Source organism: Nocardia thraciensis (assembly GCF_054782435.1).
The window spans coordinates 68444-81596 of sequence record NZ_BAAGSM010000027.1 but is presented as its reverse complement, the minus strand read 5'-3'; the positions used below and the strand labels follow the sequence as shown (position 1 = coordinate 81596).

Sequence of the window (13153 nt, the reverse complement as noted above, 5' to 3'; positions counted from 1 at the left end):
AGCAGACCGCCGAGCGCAGCGCTACCAGTATCGATGATGACCGGGATCATGGTCGAACCTCTCTGTAGGGAACAGGTTTGGCACCGAAGCTCCTTGTTGGACCTCCGGCCGGAACCCACGATTCCCAGGTCTGCTTACAGATCACTGGCCTATAGCTGAGACAGTGCTGAGAGCGCCTGTGCGAAACGTCATGCTAACGAGAAGGCCTGCGGCAGCGATGGCGTCGCGCCACGAGACCCACTGCCACCTGCGAAATTCAGCCGGGTATGCTGCCCTGCGAGGAATACAGGCTGACCCCGCCCTCGTCGTCGAGAAACGCGTTCACCAGCATCGTGCGATTAGCCAGCAACTCGTCGGGCTCCGGCGCGGCGGTGGTGATGGAGATCTGCGGAATGGCGGCCCAGTTCACCACGTAGCGCTCCGGCGGCCCCGCGGCGCCGGTGACGTGCGCCAGCCGGAATACCGAGACGGTCCGGCGTTCCATGAGGTTTCGCACCACCTCGGCGATTCGCTCGGGATCTTCCAGGGCGAACAGGAAGCCGAAGGTCAGCTCCGGGGACGACACATAGGCGGACACGAAATACCAGGCTATCGGACGGCGGGCGAGCGTGGGCGGGCGCATCGCCGAGGTAGCTCCCCGATCGCGGTGGCCCAGGAGAGACACCCTCGGCGGCACCGCGTTTCGTACCGTGTCGATCATCGATCTTCGCGATCATGTGACCGGCTTGTAATGGTGTATAACGATTGTCCAGCAGCTTCGGTGTTTGGGCATCAGCCGGTTGCGCGGGTTCTTCCGACGCGCTTTCCTGAATATGTCCCGCCTTTCCCGGACAGTCTTCTATCGCATCGTCGCGGATTTCCCGGTTTCTTCACCGTGAGCGTTTGTGGTGGGCTGTGATGTCCGGGCCGCGGGGCTGCGCCGGAGCCGAGGGGAGCCCCTCCCCGATACCCCCTCGGCCCTGGCGTATCCAGTCGAGCGCACGAGGGTGGAGGGATCATGGCATCCGAATACGCCGGTGGCCGTAACAGATTCGGTGAATTGCCGTCCCCCGCGGAACTCCTGCGAGCCTTCCGCGACGACCCCGCCGGGAGCGATCACGCCGCGCTCGAGGCCGCGCACGCGCTGGTGCAGTGCCACGAGCGGCGCCGATCCGCACAGCAGGCCGCGCACGCGCCCGACGCGTCCAGCAGCCGGGTGGCCGCGTGCAGCCAGATCGTCGACGACATCGATGTCACCAGGGCGCGGCTGATCGTTCGCATCAACACCTGGGTCACCGACAATATCCGCCATCGGACCGGGGCCTCGCTGCACACCGAGACTTTGGGCGACGTCATCGATCGGATGGCGGCGAAATGGGTGGCCGCCCAGCACGCCCTCGGCCTGCCCACCCCCACCGCGCGGATCGACACCCGCTCGCGCATGAGCATGCTGTCCCACCAGGGCGTGGACAGCGAGGCACACCTCCAGTGGGTGCGCCTCGCCGAACTGGCCGACGGCTACCAGGACCTGATCACCGACGTAGCCGAACACCGCCGCCGCCTACCGGTCTTCTGAGCCGCCAAGCCCCAGTGCGCCCCTCGGTCATCCCCGCCCTGCACGGCCCATCCGTCATCCCCGGCTTGCGCGGCCCATCCGTCTTCCCCGGCCTGCACACCTATCTCTCATTCCCGGCATGCTTTTGGCCGGGATCATCACTTCTCGTCGGGGTCGACGATCTCCACATCGGCGTCGATGTAGGGCTGCTCGGTGGAGACGTGCGGGGCCTGGCGGGGCTCGTCGAGCAGCACGTCGGGCTCGTCGCCACCGGCGTCCACGTCCGCCGCGGCCTCCTTGTCGCGCTGGGCCGCGGCGGCCGCCTCACGCATCTCGATGGCGTCGGTGACCCATTCGCCGATCTCGCGCGTCACGTCCGCGACCGTGCCGGTGATAATCGTTGCGATATTGCCGACATGCCGCGCCCCGGACGACGTCAGTTCCTGGATCAGATCCTTGTTGCTTTCGAATTTTCCGATCATTCACACGCCCGCTTCGCTCGGCTGTCGCTCCCGCATCACGATAACACCGGGCTGTTCGCTCTTCCCCGCGAGCGCGGGCGGCAATGCGTACCGGAACAGTTTCAGCCACACCTGCCCGACCTGCTTGCTCAGCGGGCCGGTGGTATAGGGCAGACCGAATTTCTCGCACAGCGCGCGCACCTCGGGCGCGATCTCCGGATACCGGTTGGCGGGCAGATCCGGAAACAGGTGGTGCTCGATCTGGTGCGACAGGTTGCCGGACATGATGTGGAACAGCTTGCCGCCGCTGATATTGGCCGAGCCGAGCATCTGGCGCACGTACCACTCACCCCGGGTCTCGTCCGCGGTCTCCTCCTCGGTGAACGTCTGTACGCCGGACGGGAAGTGGCCGCAGAAGATGATCGAGTAGGCCCACACGTTGCGGACCAGATTGGCGGTGGCGTTTCCGGCCAGCGTGGACAGGAACAGCGGCCCGCTCAGCAGCGGGAACACCACGTAGTCCTTGAGGACCTGTTTACCGGCCTTGCGCAGTTGCCCCTTGGCCAGGCGCTTGATGTCGGACCACTTACGCTTGCCCTTGATGATGTTGTCGGCCTCGAGGTCGTGCAGCATCACGCCCCACTCGAACAGCAGCATCAGCAGAAACGCGTAGGCCGGATTGCCCAGGTAGTACGGATTCCACTTCTGCCCCTCGTCGATGCGGAGCACGCCGTAGCCGATGTCGCGGTCGCGGCCGTGGATGTTGGTGAAGGTGTGGTGCATGTAGTTGTGCGAGTGCTTCCACTGGTCGGCCGGGCAGACCGTATCCCATTCGAACACACGGGAATTCAGGCCCGGCTCGCGCATCCAGTCCCACTGGCCGTGCATGACGTTGTGGCCGATCTCCATATTGTCCAGGATCTTGGAGACGCTCAGCGCCGCCACCCCGGCCAGCCAGAACGGGGGCAGGAAGCCCAGGTACATCAGGCCGCGCCCGGCGATCTCGAAACCGCGCTGCGCCTTGATGATCGAGTAGATGTATTCGCGGTCGCGCTCGCCCAGGTCGGCCGTGATGCGCTCGCGCAGCTCGTCGAGCTGACGGCCGATCTCCTCGACCTCCTTCGGGCTGAGGACCAGCGGGCCGTCCTTGGTTTCGGTGAGGATCGTCATTTCCGTTCTCCCCTTTCAGATTTCGATGTCGACGTCGTCGACGGCGGCGTTGATGCAGAGCTGGATGGGCTGGTCGTCGTCGGCATCCAGCTCGCCGGTGCGTAGGTTGCGGGTGCAGCCGGACCGCCGGACCGCGGTGCAGGAGAAGCAGATCCCCATCCGGCAGCCGTACTCCGGTGTGAGCCCGGCGGATTCGGCCTGCTCGAGCAGGCTGGCGCCCTCGTTGTCGGACCGCACGCCACTCGCCGAGAAGGTGGTGGAGCCGGTGACGTCCGCCGCATCCACCGGAACGGTCGACAGCGTGAATTCCTCGGTATGCAGCCGATCATCGAGCCCCTCGGCCTCATAGATGCGACGAACCGCATCCATCAGCACGGACGGACCGCAGACGAAGGTCTCCCCCGCCGCGAACCAGGGCGCGATGTGCTCGAGGGTGTCGTAGTCGAAATGCCCGACCGGGCGCGCATCCGCCGCACACGACCACAGGGCGTCGGCGCCATGTTCCCCCGCCTTTCCGGCATGCTTCGGGCCGGAATCCACTCCGACCGCCTGACCGATCCGCTCCCCCACACTCAGGCTCGGATACCGCAGCTCGATGTGGAAGTTGTTGTGCCGCTGCGCGATATCCTCCAACTCCGCCCGATGCGGCACGGCCTCGGGCGACTTGGCGTAGTGCAGGAACACCAGCGTCCCCCGGTAGTCCTCGTCGGCGAGGGTGCGCAGCATCGACAGCACCGGCGTGATGCCGCTGCCGCCGCTGATCAGCAGGAGGCGCTCGGGGGCGGATTCGGGCAGCGCGAAGGCGCCCGCGGCGGGCGCCAGATCGACCACCATGCCCGGGGCCGCGTGGCGGTGCAGGTACCGCGAAACCAGCCCGTGCGGGTGGGCCTTGATCGTCAACTGCAGGTGCCGGTCCCGGCGCCCCTGCGGGTTGACCGGCGAATAGCACCGAGTGTGCTTGACGCCGTCGATCACCACGCCGATCTGCACGTACTGCCCGGCGCGATGGCCGGACCACTGCCGTGTCGGGCGCAGCGTCAGGGTTACCGAGTCCGACGCCGAGCGCCGCACACGGGTGATCTCGGCGCGCATATCGCGCACGGTCAGCGTCGGCCGCACCAGTTCCAGATAGCGATCGAGCGGGTGCGGCGAGGTCAATGTCTGCACCAGGTCGATGAGTCCCACTGTCGGTTCTCCAAAGCTGCTAGTCGGGCCGTGTGTGTCACCGCGGTCCGCGGGGCCCCTCAGTGCTTGTTCACAAGCGTCGGGACAACGCCCACGTTTTCGGTGCACATCTGTACACTCAGATAGTGTGCCCGCTGGTGGCATATAAGTTCAACCAGCAGATGCTGTGACCGAGGCAACATCCTTAGGAGAAGACGAATCGTGAACGGATGTATGCTCAGCGACATGAGTGAGCAGGCGGAGTCCCGCGTCGAGCGCAAGGAGCGCACCCGGCAGGCCCTGCTGGAGGGCACTCTCACGCTGGCCGCCGACCGTGGGTTCGCCGCGCTGTCCCTGCGCGAGATCGCGCGCTCGGCCGGCATCGTTCCGACGGCGTTCTACCGGCACTTCACCTCGCTGGACGAGTTGGGTACCTCCCTCGTCGACGAGGGCGTGCGCCAATTGCGTTTGGCGCTACGGGAAATGCGCCGCACCCCGGATTCGCGGCTCGCCGAGACCGTGCGCTTCGTCTTCGGCCAGGTCGCCGGGCGGGAGGAGCTGTACGGCTTCCTGATCCGCGAGCGGCACGGCGGCTCGGCCGCGCTGCGCGGCGCGATCATCGTAGAAATGCAGCTCATCACCCGGGAATTGGTGGTGGACCTCTCCAGAGTAAGGGCCCTCGACACCTGGTCGCCCGACGACCTGGAACTGGCCGCGGACCTGATCGTCTCCACGGTCGCCGACCGCATCGCCGACTACGTCGCCGCCCCCCTCCGCGACCGCCCCGACACAGTCGACCGAACAGTCCGCCAAGTCCGCCTCATAGCCCTGGGCATGGGCGCTTGGCGCTCAACCACCGCCCGCTGAGGCAACCACCCTCCCGCCCAAGCACCACTCGGCGCCCGGCCGATCCCTCCGTCATTCCCGCCGTGCCGGTCACTTCGCCCAACGGTCACTTCGCCCAACGCTGGAAACTCAGAAGGACACCCCGCGGACCTCCCGGCTTCGCGAGGTGCCCTTCCCGTATCCGAGATGGTGCGAGCACCGAGATTGATGCTACAAGGCGTCTCGAACAATTGCTCGGCAACTCTATGCACCGAGTTGCATAGTACACCGAGTATCGGTTAATCTCGCGACATGGCCCTCGAGCATGCGCTGCTGGTATCGCTGACCGAGCGCGCCGGCTCGGGCTACGAGCTGGCGCGCCGCTTCGACAAGTCCATCGGCTTCTTCTGGAGCGCCACCCACCAGCAGATCTACCGCGTGCTCAAGCGCATGGAGGAGCAGGGCTGGGTGACCGGCGAGGCCGTCGCCCAGGAGGGGCGGCCGGACAAGAAGGTCTACAGCGCCAGCGCCGCCGGTCGCGCCGAACTGGCCCGCTGGATCGCCGAGCCCAGCGAGGACGTCGGCCCCCTGCGCAGCGAGCTCGGCGTCAAGATCCGCGCCGCCGCCCACGGCGACCTGCGCGCGCTGCTGACCGAGGTCGCCCGGCACCGCGACCGGCACGCCCAGCGGCTCGATGTGTACCGGTTGATCGAGAAGAAGGACTTCCCCGCCCCGCACCGCCTGACCGGCACGGCGCTGCACCAATACCTGGTACTGCGCGGCGGCATCCGCGTGGAGTCCGGCTTCGTCGAATGGTGCGACGAGGTACTCGAGGCATTGCGCCCATCCGCCCGCCCGGATGCCCCAGCCCGGCATCCGCGTACCGCTACCGAAAGGTGAACTCGATGACCGCGAATCCCGATTCTGCGGCCGCACAGTCGAATTCGACGCCGTACCCGCATCTGTTCGAGCCCCTGGATCTGGGCCACACCACGCTGCGCAACCGCGTGGTGATGGGATCCATGCACACCGGTCTCGAGGACCGGGCCTGGGACACCAATCGCCTGGCGGCCTACTTCGCCGAGCGCGCCCGCGGCGGCGTCGGTCTCATCATCACCGGCGGCTACGCGCCGAACCGCGAGGGCTGGCTGCTGCCGTTCGGCGCCAAGCTCACCAACAGGACCGAGGCCTACCGGCATCGCGCGATCACCCGGGCTGTGCATCGCGAGGGCGGCAAGATCGCCCTGCAGATCCTGCACGCCGGTCGCTATGCCTATGTACCGTTCAGCGTTTCGGCGTCGTCGATCAAGGCGCCCATCAATCCCTTCCGGCCCCGCAAGATGTCGGGCAAGGGCATCGAGCGCACCATCGACGACTACGTGCGCTGCGCGGAACTGGCGAAGTTCGCCGGATACGACGGCGTCGAGGTGATGGGCGGCGAGGGCTACCTGATCAACCAGTTCCTGGCCCCGCGCACCAACAAGCGCAAGGACAAGTGGGGCGGTTCGGCCGCCGACCGGCGCCGTTTCCCGCTGGAGATCGTGCGGCGCATGCGCGCCGCGGTGGGCGACGACTTCGTCATCGTATTCCGGCTCTCCATGGCGGAATTCGTCGAGCACGGCCAGACCGAGTCCGAGATCCTGGCGCTGGCACGGGAATTGGAGACCGCGGGCGTCAGCATCATCAATACCGATATCGGCTGGCACGAGGCCCGGGTGCCGACGATCGTGACCTCGGTTCCCCGTGCGGCTTTCGTCGAGTACACGGCGAAAGTCAAGGCGCAGGTGAGCATTCCGGTGTGCGCGTCCAACCGGATCAACATGCCCGAGACCGCCGAGGAGATCCTCACCCGCGGCGACGCCGACCTCATCTCGATGGCCCGCCCGCTGCTGGCCGACCCGGAGTGGGTGAACAAGGCGCGCCAGACTCGCGACGACGAGATCAACACCTGCATCGCCTGCAACCAGGCCTGCCTGGACCACGCCTTCGTGCACAAGACGGTCTCGTGCCTGCTCAATCCGCGTGCCGGGCACGAGACGGAGCTGAAGCTGCTGCCTACCCGGCGGATGAAGCGGGTCGCGGTGGTGGGCGCGGGCCCGGCCGGGCTGTCGGCGGCGGTCAACCTGGCCGAGCGCGGCCACAAGGTGGATCTGTTCGAGGCCGACGACAAGATCGGCGGCCAGTTCGACATCGCGCGGCGCATTCCGGGCAAGGAGGAGTTCAACGAGACCCTCCGCTACTTCACCCGCAAGCTGGAGGTCAGCGGCGTCCGGGTGTTCCTGAACCGGCGGGTCGCCGCGGCGGAGCTGGTGGAGGGCCGCTACGACCATGTGGTACTGGCCACCGGGGTGCGCCCGCGCATCCCGAACATCCCCGGTATCGACCATCCGAAGGTGCTCACCTACGCCGAGCTGGTGCGCGAGGAGAAGCCGGTCGGCAGGAAGGTAGCGGTGATCGGCGCAGGCGGAATCGGTTACGACGTCAGCGAATTCCTCACCGTCGACGGGCATCCCTCGCTCAAGCTGGACGAGTGGAAGCAGGAGTGGGGCGTGAACAGCGACGACCCCGAGGCTCCCGGCCAGCTCGCCGAGCCGAGGCCCTCCCCCGCCGCGCGGGAAGTCGTACTGCTGCAACGCAAGTCGACGCCGTTCGGCAAGAGCCTGGGCAAGACCACCGGCTGGGTGCACCGCGCCGCGGTGAAGGCCAAGGGCGTGGAGCAGGTCGGCGACGTCAACTACGAGCGCATCGACGATCGCGGGCTGCACATCAGCTTCGGCGAGAAGCGGCTGCGCCCGACCGTCATCGAATGCGACAACGTGATCCTCTGCGCCGGGCAGGAATCCGTGCGCGAGCTGGAGGAACCGCTGCAGACCGCGGGCGTGGAGATCCACCTTATCGGCGGCGCCGACCTGGCCGCCGAGCTCGACGCCAAGCGCGCGATCGACCAGGGCACCCGGCTGGCGGCGGCGCTGTAATGCCGACGCTGACCCAGCTCGGGCTGCCGGGTGAGGAGAAGCTCTGGGCGGCACTGGGTTTCGACCTCGAGGACCGCAGGCTGCAGATCGGTGACGTGACCTGCGCGGTCGGCATGCGGCCGAGCTGGGGCTTCGACGAGCTGCGCGCCGACGCGTCGGCGCTCGGGATACCGGAGCTGGTGTGCGAGGGTGCGACCGACTCCGACGACCGGGTCGATCGGTCCCTCGAGCATCCCTCGTCTTCCAGCCTTCCGTCGGCCGAAAGCCTTTCCGGTGCAACGCATCCCAACGGCGTCACCTTCGTCGACCACATCGTGTACACGGTGACAGACCTGGACGAGGCGGTCGCCGCGCTGGCCGATGTGCTCGGCGCCGCGCCCCGCCGCCGCTTCCGGCCCCGCGGCCCGTCCGGCCCGGAGATGGCCTTCTACCGGGTGGGCGAGGCGTTCATCGAGGTCGTCGCCACCGGTCAGGCCCCGGCACTGATCGGAATCGCCTTCGGCACACCCGACCTCGATGCCACGGTCGCGGCCGTCCGCGCCGCGGGCGGGCCGATCAGCGACCCCAAACCGGCGGTCCAGGGCGGCCGCATCGCCAGCGTCTGGACAGGCCACCTGGGCTGGGGCGTCGCCTTCATGGAACCCGAGCCGCGCTGAGCTCGGCGCGATCACGGCCGGTAGGCTCGCCCGCGTGAGCCTGCCTGCACCAACCGCCGAAAACCGTGCCGTCGTCACCGGAGCCTCGTCCGGGATCGGATCCGCGCTGGCCGAGGAGCTCGCCCGGCGCGGGTACTCGGTAATCCTGGTCGCCCGCCGCGGTGACCTGCTGACCGAGCTCGGTCAGCGGCTGACCGACAGGTACGGTGTCACCGCCGAGGTGCGCGCGGTGGACCTGTCCGACCGCGAGCAGCGCGCGCCGCTGGCACAGGAGCTGTCGGCCCGCGATATCGCGATCCTCTGCAACAACGCCGGCGTCGCCACCTTCGGCCCGGTCTCGGACCTCGATCTCGACTTCGAGCGCTCGGTCATGGAGCTCAATGCCGTTGCGGTGCACGACCTCACGCTCGCCGTGCTGCCCGGCATGATCGCCCGCGGAGGCGGCGGCGTCCTTGTCACCGGGTCGGCGGCGGGCAATATGCCGATCCCGAACAATGCCACCTACGCGGCCACCAAGGCGTTCACCAACAGCTTCTCCGAATCCCTTCGCGGCGAGCTGACCGGTACCGCGATCAACGTCACCCTGCTCGCACCGGGCCCGGTCCGCACCGACAATCCGGATCAGGACGAGGTCGGCGGCAAGATTCCGGACTTCATCTGGGTATCGGCCGCCTACACCGCCAAGATCTCCATCGATGCGCTGGAGCGCAACAAGATGCGGGTGGTTCCGGGCTTGATCAGCAAGGGAATGAGCGTGGCGGGGCAGTACGCGCCCCGCGCGCTCACCGCGCCGATCGTCGGTTCCTTCTACAGGAAGCTGGGCGGGAGCTGACCGCGGCGCGGCAGCGGCGATTCCTCCGCGCGGCGACTCGGGGATGAGCCCGTAAGCCCGAGTGTCGCTGGTCACACGGGTGTCAGCAGGCCGTCAAGATGGCCGGGGGCGGCTGTCAAAGCCGTGTATCCGAGCGGTTGCGCGCCCACGAAACGGCGTAGTCCTGTCGGTGGCCCCGCAGCACAGGCGAAAGCGGGGAACACAGCAGGAGAGACCGTGACGCTGCTCGAGATATTCCCCTCGTTGCGATCGGGAATGCCGTCCCCGCGTGTGGACACGACCGTCTGGCCGTGCGAAACCCACTACGACGACCTCGGACGCATCACCGTCGGCGGAGTCGCCCTGGCCGACCTCGCCGACCAGTACGGCACCCCCACCTACGTCCTGGACGAGACCGAGGTCCGCCGCCGCTGCCAGGCCTATCGCAAGCACTTCCCCGACGCCGAGATCATCTACGCGGCCAAGGCGCTGCTGACCAAGGCCGTGGCGGGCTGGGTCGTCGAGGAGGGCTTGTCGGTGGACGTGTGCTCGGCCGGTGAGCTGGCGATCGCGCTCGCCGCCGGTGTCGATCCGCGGCGGATCGTGCTGCACGGCAGCGGTAAGCCGTTCGCCGAACTGGAGGCCGCCGTCGCCGCCGGGGTCGGGCGGATCGTGATCGACTCGCTCACCGAGATCACGCTGCTGTCGGCGCTCGTATCGCGGCCGCAACAGGTGCTGCTTCGGTTGTCGCCCGGCATCGATGTGCACGGGCATCCGGCGGTGAAAACCGGTGTGGCAGACCAGAAATTCGGCTTTCCGCTGGGCAGCGCGCAGGCCGCCGAGGCGGTCGAGCGGATCCTGCGGCAGCCCGGCCTCGAGCTGGTCGGCTTCCACTGTCATCTGGGCTCGCAGATCCACGACCCGGACCACTACGGCGAGGCGGTGCGCCGGATGGTGGGCGCGATGGCGCACGTGCGCGACGAGCACGACGTCGTGCTCACCGAGCTCGACCTCGGCGGCGGGCACGCGGTGGCCTACCGCTCCGGCGACGCCGAGATGAATCTGTACGTGCTCGCCGACATTCTCGACGATGCGCTCGATGCCGCGTGTGCGCGCCACAGCTTCCCCCGCCCGCGGCTCGCGCTGGAGCCGGGCCGGGCCATCGTCGCCCGGGCCGGGGTGACGCTGTACCGCGTGATGACGGTCAAGCACATCGAGGGCGGACGCTCCTTCGTGATCGTCGACGGCGGCATGAACGACAATCCGCGGGTCGCGCTCTACGGCGCCCGCTACGACGCCGTTGTCGCCAACCGCCACCCCACCGGCCCGCACATGACCGCCACCGTGGCGGGCCGCTACTGCGAGGCGGGCGACATCCTGGCCGCCGACGTCCGCCTGCCCGCCGACCTGCGCCCCGGCGAAATCCTCGCCATCCCCTGCACCGGCGCCTACCACCACAGCCTCGCCTCCTCCTACAACGGCGTAGGCCGCCCACCCCTGATCTCCGTCCACAAGGGCCGCTGCCGCGAACTCATCCGCCGCGAAACCCCCGCGGACCTCCTCACCCGAGACCTCGGCTGAGCCACCCACCACAAATCCCGCGCCCCTCGCGAATTCACGCACCCTCTCCAGGATCTGCATGGGGTGCGGGAGTGCGCGAGAGAAACGCCCGCATCCCTCGCGCAATGCCCGTAGCGTCAGCGACGGCGGGTGCCGAAGATGCTGCGGCTGATTTCGCGGCCCGCGGCGGTGGCGGCGGACCGGAGGAAACCCTTCACCGCCGGGTTCTTCATGATGCGCTCAGCGGCCGAATCCTCAGCGGGAGGCTTGCGTGCGGGGCTGCGGTCGGGCTCCGGTTCCGGTTCTGCCGCAGCCACTTTCGCGGCCATCAGCTCGTAGGCGGATTCCCGGTCGATGGTTTCGCCGTACTTGGCGTGCAGCGGGCTGGACTGCGCCGCCGCGCGGATGGCGTCCTCGCCGATGGTGTCCATCAGCGAGCGCGGCGGGCGCAGGCGGGCCCACGCGACCGGCGTCGGGGCGCCTTTCTCCGACAGCACCGTCACCACGGCCTCGCCGATGCCCAGCGAGGTGAGCGCCTTCTCGAGGTCGTACGCGTTGGTCTTGGGGTAGGTGCGAACCGTCTTGGTCAGCGCCTTCTGGTCGTCGGGGGTGAAGGCGCGCAGCGCGTGCTGGATGCGCGCGCCCAGCTGCGACAACACTTGATTCGGGATGTCGGTGGGCAACTGCGTGCAGAAGAACACGCCGACGCCCTTCGAGCGGATCAGCTTCACCGTCTGCTCCACCTGGTCCAGGAACGCCTTCGACGCGTCCTTGAACAGTAGATGCGCCTCGTCGAAGATGAAGACCAGTTTCGGTTTGTCCATATCGCCGATCTCGGGCAGCGTCTGGAACAGATCGGCCAGCACCCACATCAGGAAGGTGGAGAACAGCACCGGCCGCGACGCCTGCGCGCCCAGCTCGAACAGCGTGATCACGCCCTGTCCGCCCGCGGTGCGCAGCAGATCCGACGGATCCAGCTCCGGTTCGCCGAAGAACGTGTCGCCGCCCTCGCTCTCCAGATTCACCAGCGCCCGCAGGATCACCCCCGCGGTGGCCGCCGAGACACCGCCGATGCCCTGGAGATCCTCCTTGCCCTCCGGGCTGGTGAGGTGCTGGATGACCGCGCGCAGATCCTTCAAGTCCAGCAGCGCCAGTCCCTGCTTGTCGGCCCAGTGGAAGATCAGTCCGAGCGTGGATTCCTGGGTTTCGTTGAGCCCCAGCACCTTCGACAACAGCACCGGACCGAACGCGGTGATGGTCGCCCGGATCGGCACCCCGATCCCCTCGGTGCCCAGCGAGACGAACTCGGTGGGAAAACCGGCAGGGGCCCAGTCGGTGTCGCCGGTCTCCCGGGCCCGCGCGGTGAGCTTGTCGTTGGAGTGCCCCGGCTGCGACAGCCCCGACAGGTCGCCCTTCACATCCGCCAGCACCACGGGAACCCCGGCGGCGGACAGCTGCTCGGCGATGCCCTGGAGGGTCTTGGTCTTACCCGTACCGGTGGCACCGGCGACGAGACCGTGACGGTTCATCGTCCGCAGTGGAATCCGCACCCGCGCAGTCGAATCCACCGTATCGTCGATCACCACCGCACCCAGCTCCAGCGCCGCTCCCTCGAAGGCGTACCCGGCTGCGATCTCCTGCGCGACCGGGTTCGAACCATCGGAATTCGACGCCGTCGGCTTTGTGTCGGACTCCGAGCCGTCCTCCGCCGCAGCGGTTTTCGCGGCGGAATCCGAATCCACCTCCGCCGCAGCCTTACTCGCCGCGGCCTGGGTAGCCTCCGCCTCGGCTTGCGCCTTCCTCGCGTCGGCCTTCTTGCTCTCGGCCTTCGCCTCCTGCGCCTTCGTCGCCTCGGCCGCGGCCGCCTCGCGTTCGGCGGCCTCCGCCGCCGCGGCCGCCTCCGCCGCGACGCGGGCGGCCTCCTCGGCCGCCTTCCGCGCCGCCTCCGCCTTCTCCTGAGGAGTACTCATCGCCGACCCTCCGTCTGCCCTGCCAAC

Annotated in this window: 12 protein-coding genes; 7 read left to right on the top strand and 5 right to left on the bottom strand. The window is 68.1% G+C overall.

The features are described 5' to 3' along the window. Window positions 1-256 precede the first annotated feature (256 nt). Window positions 257-577, bottom strand: coding sequence for a hypothetical protein (locus ACYVLQ_RS18120; RefSeq protein WP_068021320.1), 321 nt, complete (start codon window positions 575-577; stop codon window positions 257-259). 420 nt (window positions 578-997) lie between these two features. Between ACYVLQ_RS18120 and ACYVLQ_RS18115 the strand changes: the two genes are divergently transcribed. Then, window positions 998-1555, top strand: coding sequence for a DUF4254 domain-containing protein (locus ACYVLQ_RS18115; RefSeq protein WP_460698667.1), 558 nt, complete (start codon window positions 998-1000; stop codon window positions 1553-1555). A 137-nt stretch (window positions 1556-1692) separates the two neighbouring features. Here the strand turns inward: ACYVLQ_RS18115 and ACYVLQ_RS18110 are convergent, their stop codons facing one another. From ACYVLQ_RS18110 to ACYVLQ_RS18100, 3 genes are read right to left on the bottom strand one after another with little or no spacing between them, the layout of a single operon-like run. Continuing rightward, window positions 1693-2016, bottom strand: a complete 324-nt coding sequence (locus ACYVLQ_RS18110; RefSeq protein ID WP_460698666.1) for a hypothetical protein — start codon at window positions 2014-2016, stop codon at window positions 1693-1695. Then, complete coding sequence (locus tag ACYVLQ_RS18105; protein WP_460698665.1) at window positions 2017-3165, bottom strand: fatty acid desaturase family protein; 1149 nt, start codon at window positions 3163-3165, stop codon at window positions 2017-2019. It lies immediately after the preceding gene. A gap of 15 nt (window positions 3166-3180) precedes the next feature. Continuing rightward, window positions 3181-4350 (bottom strand): ferredoxin reductase, encoded by a 1170-nt coding sequence (locus tag ACYVLQ_RS18100; RefSeq protein ID WP_460698664.1) that lies wholly within the window; start codon window positions 4348-4350, stop codon window positions 3181-3183. 225 nt (window positions 4351-4575) lie between these two features. Between ACYVLQ_RS18100 and ACYVLQ_RS18095 the strand changes: the two genes are divergently transcribed. The 6 genes from ACYVLQ_RS18095 (at window position 4576) to lysA (ending at window position 11177) form a co-directional block, all read left to right on the top strand. Next, window positions 4576-5196 carry a TetR family transcriptional regulator gene (locus ACYVLQ_RS18095; protein WP_460698663.1) on the top strand — a complete coding sequence of 207 codons (621 nt, stop codon included), beginning with the start codon at window positions 4576-4578 and terminating at the stop codon, window positions 5194-5196. A 270-nt stretch (window positions 5197-5466) separates the two neighbouring features. Continuing rightward, window positions 5467-6054, top strand: a complete 588-nt coding sequence (locus ACYVLQ_RS18090) for a PadR family transcriptional regulator (RefSeq protein ID WP_460698662.1) — start codon at window positions 5467-5469, stop codon at window positions 6052-6054. 5 nt (window positions 6055-6059) lie between these two features. Further along, the gene (locus ACYVLQ_RS18085) at window positions 6060-8129 is read left to right on the top strand and encodes an FAD-dependent oxidoreductase (RefSeq protein ID WP_460698661.1); all 2070 of its coding nucleotides are present in this window, start codon (window positions 6060-6062) and stop codon (window positions 8127-8129) included. Further along, the gene (locus ACYVLQ_RS18080) at window positions 8129-8785 is read left to right on the top strand and encodes a VOC family protein (RefSeq protein WP_460698660.1); all 657 of its coding nucleotides are present in this window, start codon (window positions 8129-8131) and stop codon (window positions 8783-8785) included. Before ACYVLQ_RS18085 ends, ACYVLQ_RS18080 begins: the two co-directional genes overlap by 1 nt. Window positions 8786-8819: 34 nt before the next feature. Next, window positions 8820-9617, top strand: a complete 798-nt coding sequence (cmrA, locus tag ACYVLQ_RS18075) for a mycolate reductase (RefSeq protein ID WP_460698659.1) — start codon at window positions 8820-8822, stop codon at window positions 9615-9617. Window positions 9618-9833: 216 nt separating this feature from the next. After that, window positions 9834-11177, top strand: coding sequence for a diaminopimelate decarboxylase (gene lysA, locus ACYVLQ_RS18070; RefSeq protein ID WP_460698658.1), 1344 nt, complete (start codon window positions 9834-9836; stop codon window positions 11175-11177). A 116-nt stretch (window positions 11178-11293) separates the two neighbouring features. On the opposite strand, the gene ACYVLQ_RS18065 is transcribed toward lysA, so the two are convergent. Beyond that, complete coding sequence (locus tag ACYVLQ_RS18065; protein ID WP_460698657.1) at window positions 11294-13126, bottom strand: helicase HerA-like domain-containing protein; 1833 nt, start codon at window positions 13124-13126, stop codon at window positions 11294-11296. Between the last annotated feature and the right edge of the window lie 27 nt (window positions 13127-13153).

Excerpts from the sequence above, each read along its gene's own strand:
- ACYVLQ_RS18115 (WP_460698667.1), top strand. The coding sequence starts at position 998 with ATGGCATCCGAATACGCCGGTGGCCGTAACAGATTCGGTGAATTGCCG.
- ACYVLQ_RS18110 (WP_460698666.1), bottom strand. The coding sequence starts at position 2,016 with ATGATCGGAAAATTCGAAAGCAACAAGGATCTGATCCAGGAACTGACG.
- ACYVLQ_RS18105 (WP_460698665.1), bottom strand. The coding sequence starts at position 3,165 with ATGACGATCCTCACCGAAACCAAGGACGGCCCGCTGGTCCTCAGCCCG.
- ACYVLQ_RS18095 (WP_460698663.1), top strand. The coding sequence starts at position 4,576 with ATGAGTGAGCAGGCGGAGTCCCGCGTCGAGCGCAAGGAGCGCACCCGG.
- ACYVLQ_RS18090 (WP_460698662.1), top strand. The coding sequence starts at position 5,467 with ATGGCCCTCGAGCATGCGCTGCTGGTATCGCTGACCGAGCGCGCCGGC.
- ACYVLQ_RS18085 (WP_460698661.1), top strand. The coding sequence starts at position 6,060 with ATGACCGCGAATCCCGATTCTGCGGCCGCACAGTCGAATTCGACGCCG.
- ACYVLQ_RS18080 (WP_460698660.1), top strand. The coding sequence starts at position 8,129 with ATGCCGACGCTGACCCAGCTCGGGCTGCCGGGTGAGGAGAAGCTCTGG.
- ACYVLQ_RS18065 (WP_460698657.1), bottom strand. The coding sequence starts at position 13,126 with ATGAGTACTCCTCAGGAGAAGGCGGAGGCGGCGCGGAAGGCGGCCGAG.